The sequence below is a fragment of the Planctomycetota bacterium genome (assembly GCA_018242585.1).
Taxonomy (GTDB): Bacteria; Planctomycetota; Planctomycetia; order Pirellulales; family PNKZ01; genus JAFEBQ01.
Window position 1 is genome coordinate 103,768 of record JAFEBQ010000003.1, and the last position, 26,196, is coordinate 129,963.

A 26,196-nucleotide genomic window follows, 5' to 3' on the forward strand; every position below is an offset into this window, starting at 1 on the left:
TTTGCAAAAACCATTACGACTTCGGAATCACGTCGCCGGTGACTTTGCTTTCGTTGTCGCGGGCGGCGGCTTCGCTCAGACGTTGCTTGAGGTCGCTGACCACGTCGGGATACTGGTCCGCGACGTTCTTCGTCTCGCTCAGATCGTCCGCCAGATTGAACAACTCGACGTTTCCCTTGGCCGAGACGATCAGCTTCCACTCTCCGCGACGGACACATTGCTCGCGGTAGCGCACGCCGGCGTTGTACAACGTGCGCGGCTCGGCCAGCGCCTTGACCTCGCCCGACAGCACCGGCCACAGGTTCGCGCCATCCCAGCGCAGATCGCTCGGCGCTTCATACCCGACTAGGGCCGCCAGCGTGGCGAACCAATCGGAGCAGTGCATCGGCTCGGTAATCGTGCCAGGCTGTAAATGCTCGGGCCACGTCACCAGCGTCGGCGAGCGGATGCCCCCTTCGTACAGTTCGGTCTTGAAGCCGCGCAGCGGCGTGTTGCTGCTGGCAATCGTCAACTCGGGAAAGGTGCCCTTGTAGCCGCCGTGATTGGGATGAGGACTGTGTCCGCCGTTGTCGCTGCAAAAGATCACAATCGTGTTCAAACGCTGGCCGGTTCGATCGAGCGTGGCCAGGATCTTGCCAACCGATTCATCCATATGCGTGCAATCGGCCGCCAACATCCGTCGCCCCGGGTCGCTGATCTGGGAGTTCTGGTCGATGTACTTGGCCTCTTCGTCGATGGGAATATGGACCGCGGTGAACGGCACGTACAGGAAGAACGGCGCGGTGTGCTTCCGTTCGAGGAAGTCGATCGCTTCGCGTGTGAACAGATCGGTGATGTGCCCTTTCTCGTCGATCGGCGCGCCGTTGCGATGCAGCGTGTTGACGTACGGGCCTTCCTTGTAGCGGTGATCGTACGGCGACACGCCGCCGGCCAGCACGCCATAGGCGTAATCAAACCCAAACTTGTTCGGCCCCCACTCAGGCAGCGAGCCCAAGTGCCACTTGCCGGTGATGGCCGTCGTGTAGCCCACCGTTTTCAAAGCGGCTGGCAAAGTCACGGTGTCGAACGGAAAGGCGCGTTCGTTCTGCGCGCCGGTCACGCCATAGCGACTGGCGTAGCGCCCGCTCAACAGCGCGGCCCGCGTCGGGCTGCACATCGGGTGGACATAATGCGCTTCAAGCTTCAGACTCTGCTTTGACAATTCGTCGAGCGCAGGCATCTTGAAGTCGCTGCCATGCCAGGGGACATCGTGCCAACCCAAGTCGTCGGCCAGAATGAACACAATGTTGGGCCGCTCGGCGGCTGTCATCGCCTGTGGAACGAGCAACAAGATCAGTGCCGCAAATAAGCACGCGAGGGCGCGCGTGGCGTAACGTAACCGTGTCATGCAGATCGCTCCGGCAGAGGACAATGATCGTTCGATGGCTCGGAAAGAAGCCGGCATTTTAGGGGCAATTTCACCCGCAAGCCAATCGTTTTCCGTGAAGCCGAGGATGACGGAAATCTCGGGCACGCGCACCCCCCTGGGGAAGGTTTCGCCCAGCGAGGCCAGACCGGCCACGAAGGGCGCAACGGCCAGAACGCGATGGTCCGCCGACTAGCGCGCCTCGGGACCACGCTCGACATCCTGTTCGCCGAACGGGTGACGTAAGGGGCGATGCGGGTGACCTGTAGCCGAAGTCGTTGGACTTCGGAGCATTGAACGTGATTCAGCCTGAAGTCTGACGAGTTCAGCCACAGTTAGGCTGCCGCCGTACTTGGCGATTCCTTGCTTTCGCGTTATTCGTTGGCCCTCGGGCCCCGACGATTGACCCGCGCCGCGCGACCAGCCAAGATTGAGCGTTGCCAGCCGCACCGCATCGCTAGCCCTTCACTTGCCCTCGCGAAAGGTTTCTGTCATGGCCCGCTCGCACGTGTTCCCATTGCGCTTGGTCCGTCTGGCCTGCACCTTCGTCGTGGCGACGCTCGGCTTGTCATTAGCCGCCGAGCGAGCGAGCGCCGCGCCGAAGCCGCCGAACATCGTGTTCATTTTGGCGGATGATCTGGGTTACGCCGACATCAGTTGCTTTGGCCAGCAGAAATACCAGACGCCGAACATCGACCGGCTGGCCGCCGAAGGGATGCGATTCACCCAGCACTACGCTGGCTGTGCCGTCTGTGCGCCGTCGCGTTGCGTGCTGATGACCGGGCTGCACCCGGGGCACTCCTTCGTTCGCAACAATCGCGAGGCCAAGCCCGAGGGGCAGTTCCCGGTGCCGGCCGACACGGTGACGCTCCCCAAGCTGTTGCAAGAGCTGGGCTACGTGACCGGCGGCTACGGCAAGTGGGGCCTTGGCGGGCCCGAGTCGACCGGGCGGCCGCTGCGGCAAGGGTTCACTCATTTCTACGGCATCAACTGCCAGCGGGTCGCCCACAGCCACTATCCCGATCACCTGTGGAACGACGACCAGCGCGTCGATCTTGATGGCGCGGTCGATGGCCACGCCAAGTTCCCGGTCGGCGCCGACCCGACCAGCGCCGCGTCGTTCGCCCCCTTCATCGGCAAGCACTATGCGCCCGACATGATCACCGCCGCGGCGTTGCAGTTCGTGCGCGATAACAAGGACCAGCCGTTCTTCTTGTACTTCCCGTCGATCATTCCACACGTGTCGTTGCAGGTGCCGGACGACTCGCTGGCCGCGTACGCCGACAAGTATCCCGAGGAGCCCTACGTGGGCAAGCAAGGTTACGTGCCGGTCTTCAAGCCTCACGCCACCTACGCGGCCATGGTCACGCGGCTTGATCGGCACGTGGGACAGTTGCTCGATCTGCTCAAGGAACTGAAGCTCGACGACAACACGATCGTGGTCTTCAGCTCGGACAATGGACCGGTTTACGACCGCGTCGGCGGAGCCGATAGCGAGTTCTTCCATTCGGCCGGGTCGTTTCGCGGCTTCAAAGGATCGCTCTACGAAGGGGGTGTGCGCGAGCCGACGATCGTGCGCTGGCCAGGGCACACGCCAGCTGGCGCCACCTCGGAGCGCGTGTCGGGCTTTGAGGATTGGCTGCCGACGCTGCTGGAAGTGGCCGGTGGCAAGTCGCTGGTGCCGGCACGTTGCGACGGGATCAGTCTGGTGCCGACGTTGAACGGCCAGACGCAAGCCGAGCGGCCATTCTTGTATCGTGAGTTTTCGGCCTACGACGGCTTTCAAAGCGTGCGAGTCGGCGACTGGAAAGGAATTCGCACCGACTTGAACCCGCGACAGAAGAAGCGCGAGCCGAACCGGCACATCGAGCTGTACAACCTGCGCACCGACGTTGGCGAGACGAAGGATGTCTCGGCCGAGCATCCCGAGCTGGTGGCGAAGATCGAGCGGATCATGACCGAGCAACACACGCCGTCGGCGGATTTCCCCTTCCCGGCCATCGATGCCCCGTCGGCAGCGGAGAAGAAGTAATACCAACCACGACGACACGACGGCACGACGGAGAAGGATTTACCACGGAGACACAGAGGACACGGAGAAGACGTGGGGAAGTGGGGGTGTTGAGACGTGGAGGTGTAAACGACCTCTCTGCTCACGGCCCGCAGTTCGCGATAGCGACTCCCCACCCGCTACTTCCCCACATCCCGACCTCTTCTTTCTTTGCGTTCTTCGCGTCTTTGCGGTTCAATATTTCTGCTCTCTTCGCTTCTTGCGTCGTGTCCGTCGTGGTCGGATTCTCTTCAATAAAGACCTCTCCGTATCCTCCGTGCCTCTGTGGTGAATCCTGTAGCTCCTCTCATGAAGTCCCACACTGAGTATCTGACGTTCAACCTGCCGGCGCGGATGGCCTTTGAGAACATCACGCCAACCATCGAGCGGATCGTCAAGCAGAGCACGATTCAGGAAGGGCTCTGCCTGGTCAACGCCATGCACATCACGGCTAGCGTGTTCATCAACGACGACGAGTCAGGCCTGCACCAGGACTATAAGAAATGGCTCGAAGGGCTGGCCCCGTTCGACGCGTCGCCGGCGCGCTATGCCCACAACCGGACGGGCGAGGACAACGCCGACGCCCACCTGAAGCGGCAAGTGATGGGTCGCGAAGTGGTCGTGGCCGTCACCAAGGGGAAGCTCGACTTCGGCCCCTGGGAGCAAATCTTCTACGGCGAGTTCGACGGCCGCCGCCCGAAACGCGTCTTGGTCAAAGTCATCGGCGAGTGAGGCGGATTAGCCACAGAGGCACGGTGACACGGAGTTCGGCACGGAGAGAAAAGACGGGATTGAGAAGAAGCATGAACCGTGGGTAGCCCGGACAACTTGTTTGTCCGGGTCGCGCTAGCGACAAGAGGGAGCAGAAGTCGCGCTGCGAGAGTTTCAATCCAAAATCGAGTCCTCTTGTTGCTGCGCAACCCCGACAAGCGAGTTGTCGGGGCTACCCAGCTGACACGGAACTTGGCACGGAGGTGGCGAGAATGGGGCAAAACATGAGCAAAGCCAAAATTGCGACGCTTAATCGACAAAGCAAAAAGAGTAATCGAAAGCAGGGTCGCCAAGTTTGGGTGGTGATGCATTACGAGGTATTGGGGCCGCGTCGTAGGCCATACTTCGACGCCCTGCAATTTCATGTCGCCTCTTCGCTCAAGGGAGCAGAAACATGGATTCGCTCCGTGGGCGTCGAGTCACATAGTTGGTGGCAGGTGCATCCGTACATCATTGACGACCAGTCCGGCGAAGAAGGCGACCAGATCGTCTATTTCAGTTATCGTGGTAAGCGACTCGCGGCGGCTCCTCAAAAGCGTGCGCTAGCGGCGTACGACAAGTTGCCTGCGAGTCGCTTCAAAGGTTGGGGCTAGTGCCAAGGTTCGATCATGGACGGAGATTCGAGAGAACAATGAAACAGATTCTTGCTCTGATTGTTGGGTTATGCGTCGCTTCTTTGGGTGACGCCGCGGAGCCGGCGGCTGAACCCGCGTTGGGTACCTATCACTGGCCCGTGGGCACCGCTGGTGTCGATGCGTTTGCTGGCTGGTTGAATCGGCCGGCGGTGTGGGGACTGGATTTCATTGGCGGCGAGTCGTGGGACAACGTCGAGTGGCCCACCTATTGGCTCGACGCCTGGGGCAAGTGGACTGCAGCCAAGCCGGGCCGGCGGTTGATCCTGGCCGTGCCAATGCTCGCCGGCCCGGTTGACGGCAGCGGGCCGAAGCAAGGGACCAAGGGGGTCAACGTGCCGGTCTCGCTGGCGCGCGGCGCGGCCGGCGACTACAACCAGCACTTCCGCCAACTGGCCGAGAACCTGGTGGCCTACAAGCTGACCGACACGATCCTGCGACCCGGCTGGGAGTTCAACGGCGGCTGGTACACCTGGCGCGCCAAGGCCGATCCGCAAGCCTTCGCCGAGTACTGGCGGCAGATCGTTACCACCATGCGCGGCGTGCCGGGCTGCGAGCAGTTGCAGTTCTGTTGGAACCCGACGCTCGGCGATCAGGATTTTCCGGCCGACGAGGCCTGGCCCGGCGACAAGTTCGTCGACTATGTCGGCGTCGACGTGTACGACGAGACCTGGAACGTGAACACCTACCCGTGGCCAGCCGACGCGACGGTTGCCGAGATCGCCGCCCGGCAACGGAAGGTCTGGGAAGAATGGATCTACTACAGTCCGCGCGGGCTGAAGTTCTGGACCGAGTTCGCTCAGAAGCACAGCAAGCCGTTGGCGATTCCCGAGTGGGGATTGAACCGCCGGCCCGACGGCCACGGGGGTCAGGACAACGTCCACTTCATCGAGCAGATGCACGCGTTCGTCAACGACCCGGCGAACCGCGTGGCGTTTCACTGTTATTTCGACGTGAACGATTCCGAAGGTGGCAACCACCAGCTGTCGCCGGGCCCGGCCAAGTCCGAAAAGCGCGAAGGGACCGAGTTCCCGAAATCATCCGCGCGGTTCAAGGAGTTGTTTGGGAAGTAAGCGTGACGAGTGGCCCTCGCGCGTTGGCTCTGTCTTGTCAGTGGTCAATAGTCCGTTGGAATGTCTTTAACAACGGACAAACAGCGGGGTAGCCTGGACAACTTGTTGTCCGGGTCGCGCGAGCGACGGGAGGACGCAGTGCGGGTTTCGATGCTCGCTTTACGCCGTAGCACGATCCCTCTTGTTGCTGCGCAACCCCGACAAGCGAGTTGTCGGGGCTACCCGATATTTTGCTTTCGCACGGCGTAGCCGTTAGCACCAAAGGTGCGGCCCCATACCAGCGCGGGACAACGCCCCACGTTTTCGGGCGCCAAATTGTTTGAAGGGCTGAAGGCCCGCCCCATCTCCGTTCCGTGTCACCGCGAGGATGGGTCGGGCTTTCAGCCCTTGATCCCTATTCAATCGCGACGATCTGGGGCGTTGCCCCAGGCTGGTATGTGCCGGGCCTTTGGCCCTCAATTCGTCAGTGATTAGTTGTCCGTTGCCAGTTGCACTCCACTGGAATGCCTTTATCAACGGACCACGGACCACTAACAACGGACAATATGCCGCCGCTAGCAGCGGCATTTCCCGCAAACTTCGCGTAACTTTACATGCGACGCGGCAAACTGCGTAGCCTGTGAGGAAAAGGCGCAAAAGCATCAAAAGCCGGTTGTGACGCGCCGATAAGGTCTGCTGAGCGACTCGGTTCTGACGCCGGCGAAGAGTCTATCTTCCATGCCGGCTTTGCCACCGGGTTGCTCGCCGGCGACGCTCGCACGTCGCCAATGCCGATCGGTCGCACCGCGCGAGCTGTCGGCCGCAGCCCATCAACATTTCAAGCCCCAGTCGTCTGGTCGATCGAAAGGGAGTTCGAGACCCATGGTGCAACTCATCCATCCTCGCATGGTTCGCTGGGTAGGAACCGTGGCAGTGGCTTTGGCTGGCACGATGAGCCAAGCGCCGCGACTGGCGGCGGCTGAACCCAAGGTCGAAGCGTCCACGCCGGCCGCCGCGCCGGGCTTGTTGCCGGTGGCCGAGCCGCAAACCCTGCAGGCTCAGCCCGGCGACGTCGAAGTCGTCCAGGAGCGCTATCCCAACCGCAAGATCAAGGTCGAGCGTCAGGTCATTCGCGACGCCTCGGGCGACATCGTCAATCACGGTCAATGGACCATGTGGAGCGAGACCGGCCGGCTGATGGTGCGCGGCGAATGCCGCAACGGCGCTCGGCATGGCACCTGGGTCCGACACTTCGACGCCGGCGAAGCTTCGTGCTTGAACAACACCTGGGGCAAGCTGTTCAAGGCCCCATTCCTGGCCACCGGCACGTTCGTCGATGGCAAGCTGACCGGCGTGTGGGCGATTGTCGACGCCGACGAGCGCCCGGTGGCGCGTTGGGAATATGAACAAGGCCTGCGCCACGGCAAGAGCGTCTGGTACTTCCCCGATGGAAACGCCTGGCGCGAAGTCGAATACCGCGACGGCGAAATCGACGGCCGCCTGATTGAGTATTCCTCCGACAAGAAGGTCGTGGCCGACGAGACCTACTCGGCTGGCCGCCGCCGCGGCATCAAGGTCGAATGGTTCTCGCCGGGTGTCAAGAAGACCCAGGCCGAGTTCCTGTTCGCGCTCGATCGAACCGAGACTCGCGAAGATTGGCTGGCCGGTGCGAGCGAGACCAAGGTCATCGGCAAGGACGGCCACGACGAGCGAGACGGCACCTACACCGTCTGGTATCGCAACGGCCAGAAGGCGATGGAAGGAACCTTCCGCAACGACGAGCCGAACGGCAAGTTCTCGTGGTGGCACCCGAGCGGCCAGCGGGCCATCGAGGGGCACTACACCGCCGGCCAACAGAGCGATCGTTGGCAATGGTGGTACGACAGCGGCCGCAAGCAGATCGTCGGTCAATACACCAAGGGGGAACAGATCGGCGAATGGAGTTGGTACAACACCGACGGGCAAGCGACCCAATCGATCGTCTATAACATTGGCGCTGGCGCGCCGGCCGTGCAAGAAGACTTCGACAGCCCGGCCATGCCGCCGGTGCCGGAGCCGCAACTGACCAGCGCGCCAAAGTCGCTGTCGAACGTCTCGCGAAGCGCGGTCAAGATGCCCACCGCGCCGCAAGGAGAAAAGACCGCGCGACCGGCCGCGAAGGCCAAGTCTGACGGCAAACGCGCCGAGGCGAAGGGGATGCTCGAACTAAAGCCGGCGGTGGCGCTCAAGCCGATCGCGGCCGAGGAAGCGTCGGTCCCCGCGGCCCAGCCGCCGTTGGCCGCCGAGGCGCGTCCGTCGCTGACTTCGCTGGACGAGCCGGCTCTGCTGGAAGTTCAGCCATCGGCCCAACCGGCCAAGCGCCCTGGGCGGCAAGCGGTTCGCCCGGCCAAGCAGCGCTAAACCGCGCCGCGTGACAGCTCCGTGATTGCCGCCCCGGCCAGTCCCCGCGGACTAGCCGGGGTTTTTTCTTGCGCCGCGGAGTAAGATGAAGGGGTTGCTTCGCGCCATGAGCCGCGCCGCCATCGTTTTCGTGCAGCAGCCGCATGAGCACCGACTCGCCCACACTGCCGTTATCCGAGGACGAACGCCGCCAGGCGCAGCAGCGCAGCCTGTCGCACAGCGGGCCGCCGACCGAAGTGCGCGGCTACGTCCCCGAGCGGTTCCTGGGGGCCGGCGCCTATGGCGAAGTCTGGATGGCGATCGAGCAGAACACCCGCCGCCACGTGGCGATCAAGTTCTATTCCCACCGGGGTGGGCTCGACTGGTCTTTCTTGTCGCGCGAGGTCGAGAAGCTGGCTTTCCTGTCGGCCGATCGCTACGTGGTCCAATTGCTCGACGTCGGTTGGGACGCCGAGCCCCCGTATTACATCATGGAGTTCTGCGAGCATGGCTCGCTGGCCGACCGGCTGCGTGACGGGCCGGTGCCGGCCCAGGAAGCGATCGCGTTGTTTCGCGACCTGGCGGTGGGGCTGGTCCATGCCCACGGCAAGGGGATTTTGCATTGTGACCTGAAGCCGGCCAACGTGCTGTTGGACCAGGATATGCGTCCGCGATTGGCCGACTTTGGCCAGTCGCGCTTGTCGAATGAGCAGACGCCGGCGCTGGGAACCTTGTTCTTCATGGCGCCGGAGCAGGCCAGCCTGCACGCCGCGCCCGATGCGCGGTGGGACGTCTATGCGCTCGGCGCGCTGTTGTATTGTCTGTTGACCGGCGAGCCGCCGTACCGAAGCGCGGGGGCGGCCGAGCGCATCGCGACGGCGGGCCCGCTCGAATCGCAACTCAGCGAGTACGTCCGTCAGTTGTCGACGTCTCCGCGGCCGACCGCGCATCGGCACGTACCCGGCGTCGATCGCGAGCTGGCCGACATCATCGACCACTGCCTGACGATCGACCCGCGCCGGCGATTCGCCAACCCGCAAGCGGTGCTCGGGGCGCTCGACGCCCGGGCCACGCGGTTGGCTCGGCGGCCGTTGATGTGGCTGGGGGCGATTGGGCCGGCGCTGCTGCTGGTAATTGTGGCACTGTTCTTTTGGCGCGAGGCGACGACGGCGGTGGGCTTGTCGGAAACGACGCTGGTCGATCGAGCCTTGGAAGGGCAACGCTTCGCGTCGCGGCTGGCTGCCGAGAACGTGGCCCGGCAGATCGATCGCCGCTGGTATCGCTTGGAACACCTGGCGGCGGGCCCGAAGCTGGCGCGCTTGGTCAGCGAATCGGCCGGCCAAGCGCGCGACGGCGCGCCGCGCCAGCAACTGCAAAAGCTGATCGAGGCGACGCACGAGAACTCGTCTGACCTGGAAGCAAATATCTGGTTCGTGATGGGGGCCGATGGCACCCAGTTGGCACGGAGCCCGCTGAGCACGAAGACGATCGATCATAACTTCGCCTTCCGTGACTACTTTCATGGCCAGCGCCGTGACCTGCCTCCCGAGACGCGCGGCCTCGAACCGATCACCTACCCACACCGGTCCCACATCTTCAACAGCCGAGCGACCGGCGAGCGCGAGATCGCCATCACCGTGCCGATCTGGAACGACCCCGCCGATCCGGCACGCCGCGTCGTGGGCGTGTTGGGCGTGCAGGTCGAGTTGGGGGACTTTGCCGAGTTGCCGACCGAGACGCCGGGGGAGCGGAACCTGGTGACGGTGTTGGTCGACTTGCGCGGCGATGACAGTCGACCGCCCATGCGCGGCCAGATTATCGAGCATCCGTTCCTGGAGCGGTATCGCGATCAGGATCAGCTTCCGCCGCGGTTCTACTTGACCGACGGGATCTTGGCGCGGATCGAAACGCTGCGCGAGTTGTCGAATCGCGATGGCCCGCGCGACCTGCCCCAAGAGGCCGACCTGTCATCGCTGGATGATTATCTGGACCCGGTTGGTGGCGACTACGCGGGGCGTTGGCTGGCGGCGATCGAGCCAGTGATCATTCCGGCGCGCCCCGCGGCGTTTCGCGACGCCGATATGGCGGTGATCGTCCAGGAGCGGTTGGAAGCGGCGATCGAGCCGGCCCACGTGCTGGGCTACGACATGGCCATGACGTCGCTGTGGGCGTTTGGCACGGCGCTGCTGGCGATGAGCGCGCTGTGGTTCTTCGTGATGTTCGTGTTGAACCAATCGCCGCGCGGCAAGCTGAATCGCCGCTTGGCGCGGTGGTGGTACGGCAGCCAGGCCCCGATCATCGCCCCGGGGGGCACGGTCGCCACCGGCACCTCGCAAGAAGAAAGCGGCTAGTGACACTAGCTCGTACGGAGTCTGGGTGTGCCACTCGGAAACATGTGCCTCGCAAAAGCCAGTCTGCTCATACCCCTTCGCCACCGTGCGCTGGCGAGTCTACAATAGCCGGCATGCAAACGTGGGAAGCTTTTAACCGAGTCCGCGCGCTGGTCATTGGCGACTGCATGCTCGACCGCTACGTGTCGGGGCACGTTAAACGCCTGTCTCCCGAAGCGCCGGTTCCCGTTGTCTTGATGCAAGGCCAGCGCCACTGCCCCGGCGGCGCCGCCAACGTGGCCGCCTCGTTGGCCGCGCTGGGGGCCCGGGCTTCGCTGGTCGGCGTGGTGGGGAACGATCCCGAGGCCGATCTGCTGCGCGATACCTTGGTGGGGCATGGCCCGATCGATGCCCATTTGCACGTCTGTCACGACTCGCCCACCGTCTGCAAGACCCGGGTGCTGGCCGACGCCTGGCATCAATTGGTCCGGCTCGATCAGGACGGCGTGCGCGAAGCATTGGAGCTATCGGCGATCGAAGCTCTGGGCGAGATGGTCGGCCGGGTGTCGCAGCACGACATCGTGCTTTTGGCGGATTACGAAAAAGGAACCTTGCCGCGAGAAGTTCTGCGGGCCGTCATCGACCAGTGCCGCGAGCAGGGGATTCTCTGTCTGGTTGATCCCAAGAAACGCGACTTCAGCCTGTACGGTGGCGCGACGTTCATCACACCCAACTTGGCGGAACTCGAACGAGCCGTCGGCCGGCCCCTGGCTGGCGAAACGGAAATCGTCGAGGCGGCCCGCGACTTGTGCCGGCAGTTCTTCTTTGACTACGTGCTGGTCACGCGCGCGGCCGAGGGGATGACGCTGGTCTCGCGCCAGGAAGTTCATCATTTCGCCGCGCACGTCCGCCCGGTGGCCGACGTGTCGGGCGCCGGCGACACGGTGGTGGCCACGCTGGCCGCCGCCTTGGCCGCCGGATGGGAGATCGCCACGGCGTGCCGGCTGGCGACTGTCGCGGCGGGCATCGCCGTCAGCCGGCCGGGCACGTACATCGTCCGCGGCGCGGAGCTTGAAACCGCGTGGAGCGGGCGCAGCCTGAAAGTCCTTGACCGCGAGGCCGCCCGCCACCGCGTGCGCGACGCTCGCCGCGCCGGTCAGCGCGTGGTGTTCACCAACGGTTGCTTCGACATCCTGCACGCTGGCCACCTGGCCTGTCTGGAACGGGCGCGGCAGCATGGCGACCTGCTGGTCGTCGGCTTGAACAGCGACGACTCGGTCACGCGCAACAAAGGCCCCGGCCGTCCCGTGCTGCTCGTGGAGCATCGAGCCGCGCTGTTGGCTGGTTTGGCGTGTGTTGACATCGTGGTTGTGTTCAACGAGCTGACGCCCGAGTCGTTGATTCGCCAGCTTGAGCCCGACTGTCTGGTCAAAGGGGCCGACTATCACGCCGGCGAGATCGTCGGGGCCGAGTTCGTGAAATCGCGCGGCGGACAAGTGGTCACCGTGCCGCTGATGCCGGGGTTGAGCACGACACACATTCTGCAATTGCGGGAAGCGGCCGACGAATGACCCATCCGCGGCGCACGCTTGAAGGGCTCGTGCTGACGCTGATCGCCTGCCTGGCGGCGAACGTGTGGCTGGCGATGCCGTGCCGGGTGACGACTGGTTCGATGGCCCCGGCCGTGCTGGGGCGCCACGTCAATTATACTTGCCCGAGTTGTGGACTCGCCTCAGCCATCGACGCCGACGCGCCGCCCCCGGTCGGCGAGCGGTTGTGGTGCTTCAACTGTTTGCGCGACGCCGAGTATAAAGACCTGCGGGTTTCCGTGGGGGATTTGCTGGTTGTCAAGCGGATCGGCATCGAGCGGCGCGAGCTGGAGCGTTGGCGGATGGTCGCGCTGGCCATGCCGCGGCGCGCCGAGCAACTGGCGCTGAAACGAATCGTCGGCTTGCCGGGCGAGAGCGTGGCCATTGAAGACGGCGACGTGTTCATCGACGGCCAGCGCGAGCGCAAGTCGCTAGCCCAGCAGCGGGCAATGGCGATCTTGCTGTACGACGACGCGCGACGCCCGGCCGACGAGCCGGCCACGTCGCTGCGCTGGCGTCCCGAGCAAGAAGCCACTTGTTGGGCGCGCCGTGACGCGCGGTGGGAGTTTGCGGCGTCGAAAGCGAAGTACGCCGCCCCGAGTCAGCCCGACTGGCTGACGTATCATCACGCCCGGCCTTCGCGTCTGCCGGCGGCGGCCAGGGTCAGCGTTCCGGTCGACGATCGGCTGGCCTATAACCAGACAGAGCACGAGCGCGAGCCGCACCTGGTCGGCGACGTGTTGTTGACGTGTACGATTCAAGCGCGCGGCAATGGCCGGTTGCTGATCCATAGTACCGACGGTTCAAATCAGTTCGATCTGGCGATTGCCGACGACGGCACAACCGCGGCGCGGCGCGGCGAGATCGAAATTCCCAGCCGGCCGATCGAACGGCTTAATGATGGACGGCCGCACCAGTTGGCGGTCTCGCTGGTCGATCAACAGTGGCTGGTCGACATCGACGGGGCGATTGCGGTCGAGTACCCGTTCTTTCGCCGCGGGGGTGGCATGCTACCGGGGCGGTCAATCTCGCTGGCGGCCGATGGCTTGGAGCTGAGCGTGTCAGGCATGCAAATGTGGCGCGATGTCTATTACACCGTCCCCCCCGAGTTGGAGAACGGCCCTTACGCCGAGACGGCGGCCGGCGTTCACGAGCCCTACGACCTGGACGTGGACGAATACTTCGTGCTGGGGGACAACAGCCCCTTCTCGTTCGACAGCCGTTATGGGGACTTTGGTCCGGCGGTTTACGCTAGCACGATAATCGGTTGCCCGAGTTGGGTTTGCGGCTTCGAGTCGCGAGACGTGTGGGGGCGTCGTTTTCAAGTTCCGGCCATTTCGCGGATTCGCTATATTCGCGGTTATGACGAAAGATAAAGCCGCCACCGCAACCCAGCCCGAAGCGCCCCCGGTCCACAACCAGGACGGCGTGCGCGAGCTGATCGAAACCCTGGCCGTCGCCATCATCCTGGCGTTCCTGGTGCGAACATTCCTGGTCGAGGCGTTCGTGATTCCGACCGGGTCAATGGCCCCCACGCTGCTGGGTATGCACAAAGAAGTGACCTGCCCGCAGTGCCAGTTCGGGTTTCAGGTGGGAGTTTCGGAAGAAGCGAACGGCCCGATGCGGAAGTGCTTCTGCCCGAACTGCCGATTCCCGATTACGTTCCTGGTCGAGGATATTCTCTGCCAGAACAAGGACGCGCATTACACGGTCGAGGTCTTTCCCGGGGCCGACGCCGAGACGGTTTACAGTTGCCCGAAATGCGGCGCCCCGAACAACCTCCCGCGGCCTCCGCGGGTTACTTCACCGTTCGATGAGCAGTTTTGCGCTCCCACTTACAAAGGGGACCGGATCACCGTCTCGAAGTTTCCCTACATGCTCGGCGACTTGGATCGCTGGGACGTGGCGGTGTTCAAGTATCCGAATCGCGCGCGGATCAACTTCATCAAGCGCGTCGTCGGCATGCCGAATGAAATCTTGCGGATCAGCCACGGCGACATTTATACCTCGCGCGACAACGGCAAATCGTTCCAGATCGAGCGCAAGCCGCCCGACAAGGTCGTGGCCATGCTGCAACCGGTGTTCGACAACGATCACTGCCTGAATCAGTACGCCTCGCTGGGTGCGCCGGTGCGCTGGCTGCCCGAGGGGCCGCTGGCGGCTGGCTCGTGGGAAACGTCGGCCGATGGGCGGACGTTCACCACCACGGGCAAAGCGACCGAGACCACGATGCTGCGTTACTCGCATCTGGCGACCGAGGGAGATCGCGATGGCCACGACCGAATGTGGCCGATCTTGCGCGACGCCTACGAAAAGCTTACGACGCGCATTGCCCAGCAAGAAGTGGCCGCAGGCGATCGCGTGGCGGGCGAGCAACTGCGCAAGCAATTGCGGGACGACGTGCGCGCCCACTACAAGGACCAGTTTGCCGAGCTGAAGCCCTCGCCGGTGTACGATTTTTGCGCCTATGACGCCGATCCAGGCTCGATTGGCCCCTACTACGGTGAACGCTGGGTTGGCGACTTGGCCCTCGAATGCGAATTGACGATCAAGTCGGGCACGGGAACCGCGACAATCGAGCTGATCAAAGGGGGCCGCGCCTTGCAGTGCCAGTTCGAGATTCCCTCGGGCAAGGCGACCCTCTCGTGCGACGCGCTCCCCGATTGGAAGCCCACGGTTCAGACGAACATCCGCGGGCCGGGCGTCTATCGGATCATGCTGGCCAATGTCGACGCGCAATTGCTATTGTGGATCGACACCAAGCCGATTGAAATCAAAGGCTCGGCCTACGAGTTGGCCTGGAGCGGGCCGACCGATCGTGATCGCCGACCGGCCGCCGTCGCCGTGCGTGGGTTGGCGGCCGAGTTGCGACATCTACGGCTGATGCGCGACCTCTGCTACACCAAGCACTCGCGGCTTGACCACAATGGCCGCGGCGCGATCGAGGAACTCGACTTCCCGCTGGCCGAGCAAGATTACTTGTCCTTGGGGGACAACAGTCCCAAGAGTTCCGACGGCCGGATGTGGCTGGTCCCCGACGTTAAGGGGGAGCCCGAGTACTATGTTCGCCGCGAGCTGTACGTGGGCAAGGCGATGTTCGTCTATTGGCCGCACGCGCTCGATTACATTCCCGGCACGTCGATTTACTTTCCGTTCACCCCGAACGTGAAACAGATGAGGTTTGTGCATTGAGGGAGTTGCGAGTTGCTGGTTGCTAGTTGCTAGAAGGAGAGGCATTTCTCCTCTACTAGCAACCAGCAACCAGCAACCAGCAACTTCCCTCGCTCCGCGAGGGATCGCATGCTTGAAGTCCACGGATTGGTCAAAATCTACAAACGCCGCCGAGTCGTCGATGGCGTTGCCTTCTCGGTCGAGCCTGGTGAAATCGTCGGGTTGCTCGGCCCCAACGGCGCCGGCAAGACAACGAGTTTTCGCATGGCGTGCGGCATGGTCGAACCCGACGCCGGCAAGGTGATCTTGGGCGGCATCGACGTGACGCGCTGGCCCATGTATCGCCGCGCCCGCGACGGGGGCATGGGCTACCTGGCGCAAGAATCGAGCGTGTTCCGCAAGCTGACGGTCGAGAAAAACCTGATCGGCATGCTGGAAATGTTGGGGGCCGATCGGGCCGAATGCCGCCGCCGCTGCGACGAGCTGCTCGAACGGTTCGACATCACCCGGCTGCGCAAATCGCTGGCCATGAGTTTGTCGGGTGGCGAGCGCCGCCGGCTGGAGATCGCTCGCTGCCTGGTCTCGAACCCCAAGTTGATCTTGCTCGACGAGCCGTTCACCGGCATTGACCCGGTGACGATCTCGAACATCCAGACCGTTATTCGCAATCTGCGCAGCTCGGGCATCTCGATCCTGATTACCGATCACCAGGTGCGCGAGACGCTGCAAATCACCGACCGCAGCTACGTCATCCGGGCTGGCAAGGTCTTGTGCCACGGTCGGCCGGACGAAGTGCTCAAGCATCCTGAAGCCCGCAAGTATTACTTCGGCGAAGGGATGGACACCGCCGTCACGCCCCACGCGGCGTGATGTGTCTTGCATAACGCGCAAGCCTTGGGGCGTGCCCCCCAGTCATTGTTGCTCGGAAACTTTCTTCCTCGCTCTCCGAAGGCAATCAACTGGGCGCGGTGGCTCATTCTGCCGGTTTATGGCCGAGGGACAAACGTGTATATTCCGTCATTCCCGCGCAGGCGGGAATGACGGTGTATAGAGCGATCTTCGCGCGTTCGACACACTGCCTTGCATCGCTCAGCTCGACTCCTTTTCCAAGCGATCGCTTTGATGGCCTCTACGTCTTCCAGCCGCATTTGCCGAGTGACGCTTGTGCTATTGGTCCTGGCGCTGCCGGTGCTGGGGCCCGCGGCCTGGCAGGCTACGCAACACGCGGTGAACTCGCCGGCCGATTGGATGCCCCTGTCATTTCCGGCACGCGGGCAATACGAGCAGTTCCGCTTGGCGTTCGAGAGTGGCGACGTGGCGATCGTGGCGTGGCAGGGCTGTACGGTCGACGATCCGCGCTTGGAAACATTCGTGGCCAAGCTGGAAGCCGCTCCCGAAGCCCACCCCCAGGAGGCCGAACCCTGGTTCGAACGAATTCTGGCCGGCAACCGGACCTTGGCCAAGTTGACCGGCGAGCCGTTAAAGCTGCCGCGGGCTGAAGTGCTGCGCCGGTTGCGTGGATCCCTGGTAGGTTCCGATTTGCTGAAAAGTTGCGCGGTTGTCGTCTTCAGCAACAACGGCCTCTATCACCGAGCCGAAGCGGTCGAGCTGATTCAGCGCACGCTCGAGCATGATTGTGGCGTGCCGCGCGACAAGCAGCACCTGGCCGGTCCGATCATCGATGGCGTGAACGTCGACCGGGCCAGCCAGCAATCGCTCGAGCACTACGCCATTCCGGCGGCGCTGATCATCCTGGCCCTCGGCTGGTGGTGTTTGCGCTCGCTGCGGGTCGAGTTGCTGGTGTTCAGCACCGCGCTCTACTGCGTGCTCGCCACGCTGGCGTTGATTCACTTCTGTGGCGACAAGTTGAACGCCGTGCTGATCGTGATGCCGCCGCTGGTCTTGGTGCTCGGCGTGTCGGGGGGCATCCACCTGGTCAATTACCTGTACGACGCGCGCGAGCACGGTGGGCGCGATAACCTGGCGCGGCGGGCGATCGCGCTCGGCTGGCTGCCCTGCGCGCTGTCGGCCGGCACGACGGCAATGGGCATGGCGTCGCTGCTGGTCAGCGACGTGCTGCCGGTTCGCCAGTTCGGCTTGTATGCCGCGTTCGGCGTGTCGCTGACGTTTGTGTTGCTGTTGGCGGTGCTGCCTGGCGCGTTTGAAATTTGGCCGTCGCTGGCCGAGTCGCGCGCCAAGGAATCGGCCAACCACATCACGCCGTTGATCGATCATCACGACGCACCGCCTCACGCCATTCACCCGCCGCTGGCGCATCCGACGCTCGATCGGCACGTGCAGCAGTGGGCCAACCCGATCACGGTGGTGTCGGTGATCTTAATGGTGGCGGCCACGATTGGCGTGCCGAACATCGTCACCTCGGTGCGAATTCAGACCTTGTTCGGCGCAAAGCATCGCGTGTTGACCGACTACGAATGGCTCGAACGGCACATCGGTCCCCTGGTGCCGATCGAGATGCTGGTCCGTTTCGACCCGTCGTGCCAGTTGAATATTCTGGACCGGGCCGAACTGGTGCGCGGCCTGACCGAGCAATTGCAGAAGATGCCTGAGGTGGGCGGGACAATGTCGGCGGTGACGTTCCTGCCCGAGCTGTCCACGTCGGGCGGGGCCCAGCAAGTCGCCCGTCGCACGGTCATGCGCCGCGCGATCGAACGGCACGTCGACGAGTTGTTCAAACTCCGCTACTTGCATCGTGGCGATGAAGGGGAAACCTGGCGGATCACGGCGCGGGTCAGCGCGCTCAAGAACCTGGACTACGGCAATTTTCTGGACGAAGTTCATGCCGTGGTCGAGCCGGCCCTGGCCGAGCGACGGAAAGCCGGCGCGCAAGGGCTGTCGGCCAGCTACACGGGCGTGATGCCGTTGGTGCATGAGGTGCAGCGCGCCTTGCTCAACGATCTGTTCAGCAGCTTTCTCACCGCGTTCGGCACGATCACGGTGGTGATGATGCTGGTCGAGCGCGGCATTCTAGCCGGCTTGGTCTCGATGATCCCCAATGTGTTCCCGATGGTGCTGATGTTCGGGTTCCTGGGCTGGTGGGCGTTTCCGATGGACATTGGCTCGGTGATGACCGCTAGCGTGGCGTTGGGCATGGCCATTGACGGCACCTTGCATTACCTGACCTTCTACCAGCGGGGGCTGCAGCGGGGTTTTTCTTCGTCGAAATCGGTCGAGTTGGCGTTTCGTCAGTGTTCAGGGGCCATGACTCAGAGTACGATTGTCTGCGGTTTCGGCGTGTTGGTTTTTGCGCTCAGTTCGTTTTTGCCCACCAGCCGATTCGCCGTGATGATGTTGATTTTGCTCTGGCTGGCTTTGGCCGGAGACCTGGTGGTGCTGCCGGCCCTGTTGTTGGGCCCCTGCGGCCGCTTCTTTCGACCGCGACGTCGGGTCATGGACTCGTCCCCCGCCGTGGAACCAACTTTGCTGAGTTCCGAGTGATGGCGTCGCTGCTCTTGCACCATTTGGACGACCGACGGGCAGTCGAGCTGCTCGGCCGGATGGCCGCCGCCGCGCCGCGGTTGGCGATTGTCAACAACCTGGAGCGGCTGGTCCGTCGCGCCGGTCTGCGCCACGCCCGGGCGACACGCCAGTGGCCGGTTTGCGACCGCCTGGTTGGGACGCCGCCGGGCGATCGATCGGCAGGTTAGCCGCGCACGCCAACTAATAACTTCGAGCGGTCGCCGTGGCCCACGCCGACGCGACCGTTCACGCAACTTGAGCCGCAGCGCTGGGCGGGGCCCGGGTTCGTTTACTGGAAACAAGTTTTTTCTTGAGAGCACTGATGAAATCGTCCCCCTTTGCTGGCACTCAGATCCTGGGCATCGGCACCGCGCACCCGCCGTACACGATGAGCCAGGTCGAAGCTGCCGAGTTGGCCGAAAAGGTCTGCTGTCCTGATCCCGAGAATCGCACCGCGCTCAAAGTCTTGTATCGCCGCGCCGGCGTGAAGAACCGCCACACGGTGGTCCCCCACACGCGGGCGCTCGACTGGTCGAACACGCCGACCCAGGTGAAAGACGCCCCGAATCTGGGGCCGACCACGGCCGAGCGGATGGCCATGTACGCCGGCGGCGTGAACGAACTGGCGGTCTCGGCCGGCCAGCGCGCTCTCGAAGCCGCCCAGGTTGCCCCCGAGGCGATCACCCACGTCATCACCGTGACCTGCACCGGTTTCACCGCGCCGGGTTTTGACATTGCCCTGATCGATCAACTGGGTCTGAAGCGAACTACCGAACGCGTGCAAGTCGGGTTCATGGGTTGCCACGGCTCGATCAACGGGCTGCGCGTGGCGCAAGGACTTGTGGCGGCCCACCCGGCGGCCCGCGTGCTGCTCTGCTCGGTCGAGTTGTGCAGCTTGCACTACAGCTTTGTCTGGGATCCATCGCGCTGCGTCGGCAACGCCATTTTTGCCGACGGCGCCGCCGCGATGGTGCTGGGCGCCGCGCCGCAGAGCGACGCCCCCTGGCGCGTGAAAGGGTGCGGTTCGTGCCTGGTCCCGGAATCGACCGACGCGATGAATTGGCAGATCGGCGACCACGGCTTTGAAATGGTCTTGTCGCCGAAAATCCCCGACCTGATCGGCCAGCATTTGCGCCCCTGGATGAGCGCCTGGCTCGACAGCCACGGGTTTGGGCTCGACGACATCGGTTCGTGGGCGGTTCACCCGGGCGGGCCGCGCATCTTAACCGCGGTCGAAGAGAGTCTGGCGTTGAATGCCGAGGCGACCGGCACGTCGCGCGAGGTGTTGAGCGAGTTCGGCAACATGTCGTCGGCGACCGTGCTGTTCATTCTGGATCGCTTGCGCCAGCGGAACGCCCCGCGCCCGTGCGTGGCGCTGGGCTTCGGCCCCGGCCTGATGGCCGAAGCGGCGTTGTTTGTGTAGCGCCTCGGCATCGCGCCAAGGACGCAATCGCGTGCGAGATGGCTTGCAGCCCTTCTCCCCGGGGGAGAAGGTGGCGGCGCAGCCGACGGATGAGGGTCCACGCGGCCCGATGCGACGCGCTGCAGCCGATCGACATTGACCCTCATCCGGCCTATCGGCCACCTTCTCCCAAGGGGAGAAGGGCTAGCGCTCGCTCGGTGAGGGGCGTGGCCTGTCGAGACATTGTCAATCTGTAGCGTGCCACTTCCTGTGCCCGGCACCTCAGGTTGACGACTCAATCACTCGGCTTTTACAATGCTCGGGCTCTTGGCGGCTCGCGCGGCGCGGGCGCCAGCCATTCCGTACATCGTTCGTCATCCGAGGAGAAGATTGTGGGAGTTAAGCAAACCGGCAAGGGACGTCGTAAGGTAGGTCGCAAGAAGCGCCGCATGCGGGCTCGCATCCGCCATCGCAAGTAAGCTGTCCCACCGCTGCTCGGCCGTTGCGTCGGTCCATCCTGACTGACGCAAGTAATGCCATCTGGCCGCCACGGTTCGTTTTACCAAGCCGGCGGCTCTGCCGCCCGCGTCACCGGCGACCGAGTCGCCGGCTTGGTCTCAGCGCTCCGCGCGTGACGCTCGCTATTGGTCCGCACCATGAAGCCGCTCACCCTCAAGTTCGCGCGACGGCGAGTCACCGCGGCTCGTGACGAGGCGGGCGTCCCGCACATCACCGCCGACTCGTTTCAGTCGGCGCTGTACGGCCTGGGCTATCTGCACGCCTTTGACCGGCCGACCCAGATGCTCTTCGCCCGCACCATCGCCCAAGGGCGCGGCGCCGAGTTGATCGCCGACTCGCCCGAACTGGTCGAGACCGATACCTTCTTTCGCCGCGCCGGGTTGTACCTGAACCTGGAGCAAGAAGTCCGCCGGCTCGACGACCTGGCCTTTGCCCAGATGACCGCTTACTGCGAAGGGGTAAACGACGGCATGAAGCAGGCCGGTCGCTCGCTGCCGATGTGGGCCACGGGGTTCCAGCCCAGCCCCTGGGACCAGCAAGCGATTCTGCTGGTCGGCAACTTGCTGAACTACAACGGTCTGGTCGTCAGCCAGCAACAGAACGAGCGCTTGTTGGCCGAGCTGATTCAAGTCGGCGTGCGGCGCGATTTGCTGACCGAGATGTTCGCGCCGGTGTTGGACCACGCCGACTTCGACATGCTGCGGCAGATTCGCTTGGGAAGCCGGCTGTCAAACTCGTCGCTCGAACTGATTACCGACTTGCCGCGCCTGATTGGCAGCAACGCCTGGGCCGTGGCGCCGTCGCGCAGCGCGTCGGGACACGCGCTGTTGGCGTCGGACCCGCACTTGGAAGTCAACCGTCTGCCAGCCATCTGGTACGAAGCGGTCCTGCGCTGGGGCGATGAATACCTGATGGGGGCCACGCTGCCCGGTTGCCCGTTATTTGCGGTGGGGCGCAATCCCGAGTTGGCCTGGGGCGTCACGTACTTCAAGGCCGACACCTCCGACTATTTTGTCGAGGATTGCCGCCGTCAGGATGGCATTTGGCAATACCGGCGCGGCAGCGAGTGGCGCGACTTCACCGTCCGGCGCGAAATCATTGCCCGCAAGGAAGGCCCACCGGTCGAAGTCGACGTCTTCGAAAGCCCGCAGGGGACGCTCGAAGTCGATCTGCGCCATGAACAGCCGGGGTTGTACCTGAGCACGGCTTGGACCGGCGCCTCGGAAGGGGTGGGCGAGTCAATGGCCACCTGGCTGCGGTTGACCGAGTGCCGCAAAGTCCATGACGCGATGATGGCGGTTCGCACCTGCCCGCAACCAAGCCTGATGTGGGTCTTTGCCGACGGCGAGGGGCACATCGGCCGGCAAGCCAACGGCTGGGTTCCGCGCCGGCCGAAGCACGTGATTGGCGTGCTGCCGATTGCCGCTTGGGACGAAGCGAACCATTGGCAGGGCTGGCTGCCGGTCGAATATTTGCCCAGCGATTATGACCCGCCCGCCGGGTTCGTGGCCACGGCCAACGAGAACCCTTGCCCCGGCGACTTTGCGCTGGTCACCCAGGCGTTGACCGATTACCGCAAGCGGCGGATCGACGAGCGGCTGAAGGAGCTGCCCCAAGCGACGTTGGCCGATATGCAAGCGCTGCAATACGACGTGCTCAGCGTCCAGGCCCGCGATCTGATGGCGGTCTTCCTGCCCCACTTGCCCGAGGGGGAAGCTCGCAATCGATTGGCCGCCTGGGACTATCAATATGACCCGGAAAGTCTCGAAGCGACCCTGTTCGCGCGACTGTACCGCAACGTGCTGGTGGAGGTCTTTGGGCAAGACACCGAGCGCACCGGCGGGCTGGGTTGGCGGCGGATGGTCTATCTGATCAGTCGCGTTGGCTTTTCGATGATGGTGGTGACGAACATTGACCGGATGCTCAAGCAGGAGCGTTCCCTCTGGTGGGAAGGTCGCGACAAAGGCGAGCTGATTCACCGCGCGGCCGAGGCGCTTGAGGTGGAGCCGGACCAGGCCTGGGGCGTGACCAACGCCTTCCGCATCACGAATCGTTACTTTGAAAGCCAGTTCGTGGGGCGCGCGCTCGGCTTTCACACCAGCGATCTGCCCATGCGCGGCTGTCACGCCACGCCGTTCCAGGGGCACTTGCTCAGGGCCGGCCGGCGCGAGACGACGTTCGCGCCGTCGTATCACTTTGTCACCGACCTGGGGGCCGACGAGGCGTTCACCAACCTGCCCGGCGGGCCGAGCGAAAGCTGGCTCTCGCGCTGGTACAAGAGTGATCTGTCGCGCTGGTTGGCAGGGGAGTATAAGCGGCTGGGGGGTCACGCTGAGGGTGATTGAAGCTCTCGCGGTTGGTCAGTTGTCCGTGGTCCGTTGTCAGTTGTAAGAGACGCGCCACTCGCGTATTTCAACAACTGACTACGGACCACTGACCACTGACAAAAAATCACCCGCCTACCAACTGCAACCCGTGAGGAAGCGCTTCGCCGAACACCAGCCCTTGTTCCGCTTCGGCCAATTGGCCGCCGTGCCGCACGAGCTCGATGAAGTGGGCCGGCGCGTTCAGTTCGGTCAGTGCATTAGCCGCTCGGTCTCGAGCGCTGGGCGACACGTCGCGATAGCGGTCATCGGTCTTGCGGGCCAGTTGCATCAACGCCAGCGGTAGCGAGTCAGGCGGGCTGCGCAGGTCAACGAGCGCCCCGATCCATCGCTCGACCACGTCGGGCGCAAGGGTGCAATTCAGCGGGCCATAGACCGGTTGCCGCGCCCCCAGCCGGCCGAGGGCCCAGACCTGCGCTTGGCGCAGCACCGGTTGCTTTTCATGCTTGGCCAGTTGCAGTGCGATCTCGCCGAGTTCTTCCTTCCAGCCGGCGTCCAGCAGTTCAAAGCTGCCGAGCGCCCGCCAACATTCGGCCCCTTCGTGCGGCGCGGGGCGATAATCGATCGACCGGCCGCGCTGTCGCGCTCGAACCGCGGCGCGCAACTCGGCCACCACCGGTTCGGCCAAGGCGCGCTGTTGCCCGGCCAGCAGACCGCCGGCCAGGCGGCGCCAGAGGATCCACCACTCGGCCCGTCCTTGCGCGCTGGGGAACGCGAGCTTCTGTTGCAGCAACTTGTACGTCCGCCCGACGCGCCAATCGTCCAGGGCCATGCCATAGCCCGGCCGCAGTGCGAAGCCCAGCAAGTGCAGCCAGCGCGATTCGTGCTGCGCGCCGCGGCGTCGACCGGCTTCGCCGTCGAACACCAGGCTCCACAGCGCGCGCAACAGCGACGGCGGCCAGTCGGCCCGCGACATGTCGAGTGCCTCGGCCAGGCGCTTCACCACGCTTTCGGGCGGAATCGTCTCGCCGGTCGTGCTTGCCTCGCCGCCGAAGGTGCGCGCGACGATCGCGTGGCACGTGTCGATGGCCGATTGTTCGACCAGTCCTTGTTGCTCGCCCGCGCCGGTGTGTCCGGTACGATCGGTTTGCGTGGCCGCGCGGACGTCGAATTGCAGTCGCCACCGCCGCGGACCGTCGACCTCGCGACACCAAAGCTCGAGCGTGCCGATCTCGGTCAGTTGCGATTCCAAAGTGACTTCGATCGCGCCGGCCGCCGCGCCACGCGACTTGTCCGCCTGCAATACCGTACGAATCGGTGGCAAGGGAGTCATTTGCAAGGGATCGATCTCGCACAACACACCAGGAGAATCGGTGAGCCGTGTGCTCGATACGAACAGGGGGAACTCGACCGGCGCGCCAGTGACCAGCCGGAAGCGCTGCGCGGCCAGTTCGACTGTTTGTCCTTCCTCGACGCCGGCGGGGGCGACGCACATGGCCGACTGGCGCCCCGCGGCGTCGGCCAGCCCGATGTAGTAGCTGCGCGCCAGGCCGGCGGCAATTCGCACGCCGACGCCGCGACGGACCAGCCCGTAGTAAGCGGCCCCGCGCGCCACCGCCAGATCGAGCCGCCGGTTTTCGAGGACCGCCGGTTCCCAGTGTGGCTGCCCGGGCCTGTTGAACCAACTGCCTAGCACATCGAGCAACCGCCGCTGTAACGCCGGCGAGGCGAAGAACCCGCCATTGAACAGCACGATCGCCGGGCGCGCGGGATCGACGTCGGTGGCCGTTGCGCCCGGCCCATCGCCGGCGTGGCGATGGGCGCTCAAGAAGGCCGCCAAGTATCGAGTCATGGCGGCATCGGGCGCGTAGGGCAACCCGAACTCTTGAAAGCCCGAGCGGCGCGCGACCGGCTGGGCATTCAACTCGACCTGAGGCAAGAAGCCCTCGAAGATCAGTTGCTCGACCTCGTCGCAGGTGAGCTCGACTTGTCGCGAGCCGCCGATCAGCCGCGAGCCGCCGCTGCGAATGTTGACGGTCAGCGTCTCGGGCGCCCCGGCCGACAGGAGCGTTTCCTTGGCCCGGCGCGAGGCTTGCACCAGCATGCCCCACGCTCGCGGTTCCAGCTTGCCATCGCCACCAAGCCGGCGCTCGATGTGATGGGCAAGCGCCAAGTCGAGGTTGTCGCCGCCCAACAGTAAATGCTCGCCGACGGCCACGCGGTGAAATTGCAGCTTGCCGTCCGACTGGCGTCGTACCCGTAGAAGGGTAAAGTCGCTCGTGCCGCCGCCGATATCACAGATCAGAATCTTCTGCCCCGCTTCGACGACCGGCTGCCACTGGTCTCCTTGGGTGGCCAGCCAGGCGTAGAACGCGGCCTGCGGCTCTTCGATCAGCACCACGCGCGGCAAGCCCGCTCGGGCCGCCGCCTTGACGGTCAGTTCGCGAGCCACTTCGTCGAACGACGCCGGCAAGGTCAGAACAACGTCTTGTTGTTCCAGCGGCGCGTCCGCATGGGCCTGGTTCCAGGCACCGCGCAAGTGAGCCAAGTATCGGGCGCTCGCCTCGACCGGCGACAGTCGCGTGGCATCGGGGGCGGCGTGCCAGGGCAATAGCTCGGCCAGCCGATCGACCCCCGAGTGACAGAGCCACGATTTGGCCGACTGGACGAGCCGGCTGGGGACTTCGCCCCCGTGCTCGCGAGCCCAAATGCCGACCGCGTAGCCGGCCTCGGGCTCACCCCAAGGAAGCTTGAGGGCGTGCGGCGGCAACTCGCCCGTCGCCGGTTCATAATGAAACGAGGGGAGCGTGTCCCGGGTTTCGACGGTGCCGGGCGCGACTAGCTGCGCGATCGGAAAATCGCGCACGTCCGTCGACGACGACTGTGTGTCGACGTAGGCCAGCGCGCTGTTGGTCGTGCCCAGGTCGATGCCGACGACGTATCGGCTGGCAGAGGGGGTCTCGGAAGTTTCGCTGGCCACGGTGGTGCAAGTTCCCGAACAGAGAAGTTGCACTGAGCCTAGCGATTCAGGGTCACTTTAGCCAGCCGGGCCGGTGCGAGGGAAATACTAGCCACGGAGGCACTGAGGCACG

General features: G+C 64.1%; 16 protein-coding genes. 14 read left to right on the forward strand and 2 right to left on the reverse strand.

What is annotated here, in order from left to right:
• Nucleotides 1-13 precede the first annotated feature (13 nt).
• A complete protein-coding gene (locus JSS27_01575) occupies nt 14-1,387 on the reverse strand; it encodes a sulfatase-like hydrolase/transferase (protein ID MBS0207620.1) in 1,374 nt (457 codons plus the stop codon).
• A 511-nt stretch (nt 1,388-1,898) separates the two neighbouring features.
• Here JSS27_01575 and JSS27_01580 point away from each other — a divergent pair.
• The 14 genes from JSS27_01580 (at nt 1,899) to JSS27_01645 (ending at nt 23,125) form a co-directional block, all read left to right on the forward strand.
• Nucleotides 1,899-3,437, forward strand: a complete 1,539-nt coding sequence (locus tag JSS27_01580) for an arylsulfatase (protein MBS0207621.1) — start codon at nt 1,899-1,901, stop codon at nt 3,435-3,437.
• 327 nt (nt 3,438-3,764) lie between these two features.
• Nucleotides 3,765-4,187, forward strand: coding sequence for a YjbQ family protein (locus JSS27_01585; protein MBS0207622.1), 423 nt, complete (start codon nt 3,765-3,767; stop codon nt 4,185-4,187).
• 263 nt (nt 4,188-4,450) lie between these two features.
• Nucleotides 4,451-4,819 (forward strand): hypothetical protein, encoded by a 369-nt coding sequence (locus JSS27_01590; GenBank protein ID MBS0207623.1) that lies wholly within the window; start codon nt 4,451-4,453, stop codon nt 4,817-4,819.
• Between the two features lie 38 nt (nt 4,820-4,857).
• A complete protein-coding gene (locus tag JSS27_01595) occupies nt 4,858-5,931 on the forward strand; it encodes a beta-mannanase (GenBank protein ID MBS0207624.1) in 1,074 nt (357 codons plus the stop codon).
• An 861-nt stretch (nt 5,932-6,792) separates the two neighbouring features.
• Nucleotides 6,793-8,310 carry a hypothetical protein gene (locus JSS27_01600; protein ID MBS0207625.1) on the forward strand — a complete coding sequence of 506 codons (1,518 nt, stop codon included), beginning with the start codon at nt 6,793-6,795 and terminating at the stop codon, nt 8,308-8,310.
• A gap of 143 nt (nt 8,311-8,453) precedes the next feature.
• Nucleotides 8,454-10,640 (forward strand): protein kinase, encoded by a 2,187-nt coding sequence (locus JSS27_01605; GenBank protein MBS0207626.1) that lies wholly within the window; start codon nt 8,454-8,456, stop codon nt 10,638-10,640.
• A gap of 113 nt (nt 10,641-10,753) precedes the next feature.
• Nucleotides 10,754-12,190: a bifunctional heptose 7-phosphate kinase/heptose 1-phosphate adenyltransferase gene (locus tag JSS27_01610; protein MBS0207627.1), complete on the forward strand. Its 1,437-nt coding sequence runs from the start codon at nt 10,754-10,756 to the stop codon at nt 12,188-12,190.
• Complete coding sequence (locus tag JSS27_01615; GenBank protein MBS0207628.1) at nt 12,187-13,584, forward strand: hypothetical protein; 1,398 nt, start codon at nt 12,187-12,189, stop codon at nt 13,582-13,584. Before JSS27_01610 ends, JSS27_01615 begins: the two co-directional genes overlap by 4 nt.
• On the forward strand, nt 13,571-15,400 hold the full coding sequence (locus tag JSS27_01620; protein MBS0207629.1) for a hypothetical protein: 1,830 nt from the start codon (nt 13,571-13,573) through the stop codon (nt 15,398-15,400). Before JSS27_01615 ends, JSS27_01620 begins: the two co-directional genes overlap by 14 nt.
• A 108-nt stretch (nt 15,401-15,508) precedes the next feature.
• The gene (gene lptB, locus JSS27_01625; GenBank protein ID MBS0207630.1) at nt 15,509-16,249 is read left to right on the forward strand and encodes an LPS export ABC transporter ATP-binding protein; all 741 of its coding nucleotides are present in this window, start codon (nt 15,509-15,511) and stop codon (nt 16,247-16,249) included.
• 252 nt (nt 16,250-16,501) lie between these two features.
• The gene (locus tag JSS27_01630; protein ID MBS0207631.1) at nt 16,502-18,838 is read left to right on the forward strand and encodes an MMPL family transporter; all 2,337 of its coding nucleotides are present in this window, start codon (nt 16,502-16,504) and stop codon (nt 18,836-18,838) included.
• On the forward strand, nt 18,838-19,047 hold the full coding sequence (locus tag JSS27_01635; protein ID MBS0207632.1) for a hypothetical protein: 210 nt from the start codon (nt 18,838-18,840) through the stop codon (nt 19,045-19,047). Before JSS27_01630 ends, JSS27_01635 begins: the two co-directional genes overlap by 1 nt.
• Nucleotides 19,048-19,181: 134 nt before the next feature.
• On the forward strand, nt 19,182-20,282 hold the full coding sequence (locus tag JSS27_01640; protein MBS0207633.1) for a type III polyketide synthase: 1,101 nt from the start codon (nt 19,182-19,184) through the stop codon (nt 20,280-20,282).
• A gap of 635 nt (nt 20,283-20,917) precedes the next feature.
• Nucleotides 20,918-23,125 carry a penicillin acylase family protein gene (locus tag JSS27_01645; protein ID MBS0207634.1) on the forward strand — a complete coding sequence of 736 codons (2,208 nt, stop codon included), beginning with the start codon at nt 20,918-20,920 and terminating at the stop codon, nt 23,123-23,125.
• 106 nt (nt 23,126-23,231) lie between these two features.
• Here JSS27_01645 and JSS27_01650 read toward each other — a convergent pair whose 3' ends face one another.
• Nucleotides 23,232-26,084 carry an Hsp70 family protein gene (locus JSS27_01650; GenBank protein ID MBS0207635.1) on the reverse strand — a complete coding sequence of 951 codons (2,853 nt, stop codon included), beginning with the start codon at nt 26,082-26,084 and terminating at the stop codon, nt 23,232-23,234.
• Nucleotides 26,085-26,196 lie beyond the last annotated feature (112 nt).

What these genes read in the sequence shown, in the direction of transcription:
- JSS27_01640 (MBS0207633.1), top strand. Translation starts at nt 19,182, where the DNA reads ATGAAATCGTCCCCCTTTGCTGGCACTCAGATCCTGGGCATCGGCACC.
- JSS27_01575 (MBS0207620.1), bottom strand. Translation starts at nt 1,387, where the DNA reads ATGACACGGTTACGTTACGCCACGCGCGCCCTCGCGTGCTTATTTGCG.
- JSS27_01610 (MBS0207627.1), top strand. Translation starts at nt 10,754, where the DNA reads ATGCAAACGTGGGAAGCTTTTAACCGAGTCCGCGCGCTGGTCATTGGC.
- JSS27_01635 (MBS0207632.1), top strand. Translation starts at nt 18,838, where the DNA reads ATGGCGTCGCTGCTCTTGCACCATTTGGACGACCGACGGGCAGTCGAG.
- JSS27_01620 (MBS0207629.1), top strand. Translation starts at nt 13,571, where the DNA reads ATGACGAAAGATAAAGCCGCCACCGCAACCCAGCCCGAAGCGCCCCCG.
- JSS27_01600 (MBS0207625.1), top strand. Translation starts at nt 6,793, where the DNA reads ATGGTGCAACTCATCCATCCTCGCATGGTTCGCTGGGTAGGAACCGTG.
- JSS27_01595 (MBS0207624.1), top strand. Translation starts at nt 4,858, where the DNA reads ATGAAACAGATTCTTGCTCTGATTGTTGGGTTATGCGTCGCTTCTTTG.
- JSS27_01630 (MBS0207631.1), top strand. Translation starts at nt 16,502, where the DNA reads ATGGCCTCTACGTCTTCCAGCCGCATTTGCCGAGTGACGCTTGTGCTA.
- lptB (MBS0207630.1), top strand. Translation starts at nt 15,509, where the DNA reads ATGCTTGAAGTCCACGGATTGGTCAAAATCTACAAACGCCGCCGAGTC.
- JSS27_01585 (MBS0207622.1), top strand. Translation starts at nt 3,765, where the DNA reads ATGAAGTCCCACACTGAGTATCTGACGTTCAACCTGCCGGCGCGGATG.
- JSS27_01605 (MBS0207626.1), top strand. Translation starts at nt 8,454, where the DNA reads ATGAGCACCGACTCGCCCACACTGCCGTTATCCGAGGACGAACGCCGC.
- JSS27_01615 (MBS0207628.1), top strand. Translation starts at nt 12,187, where the DNA reads ATGACCCATCCGCGGCGCACGCTTGAAGGGCTCGTGCTGACGCTGATC.
- JSS27_01645 (MBS0207634.1), top strand. Translation starts at nt 20,918, where the DNA reads ATGAAGCCGCTCACCCTCAAGTTCGCGCGACGGCGAGTCACCGCGGCT.
- JSS27_01590 (MBS0207623.1), top strand. Translation starts at nt 4,451, where the DNA reads ATGAGCAAAGCCAAAATTGCGACGCTTAATCGACAAAGCAAAAAGAGT.
- JSS27_01580 (MBS0207621.1), top strand. Translation starts at nt 1,899, where the DNA reads ATGGCCCGCTCGCACGTGTTCCCATTGCGCTTGGTCCGTCTGGCCTGC.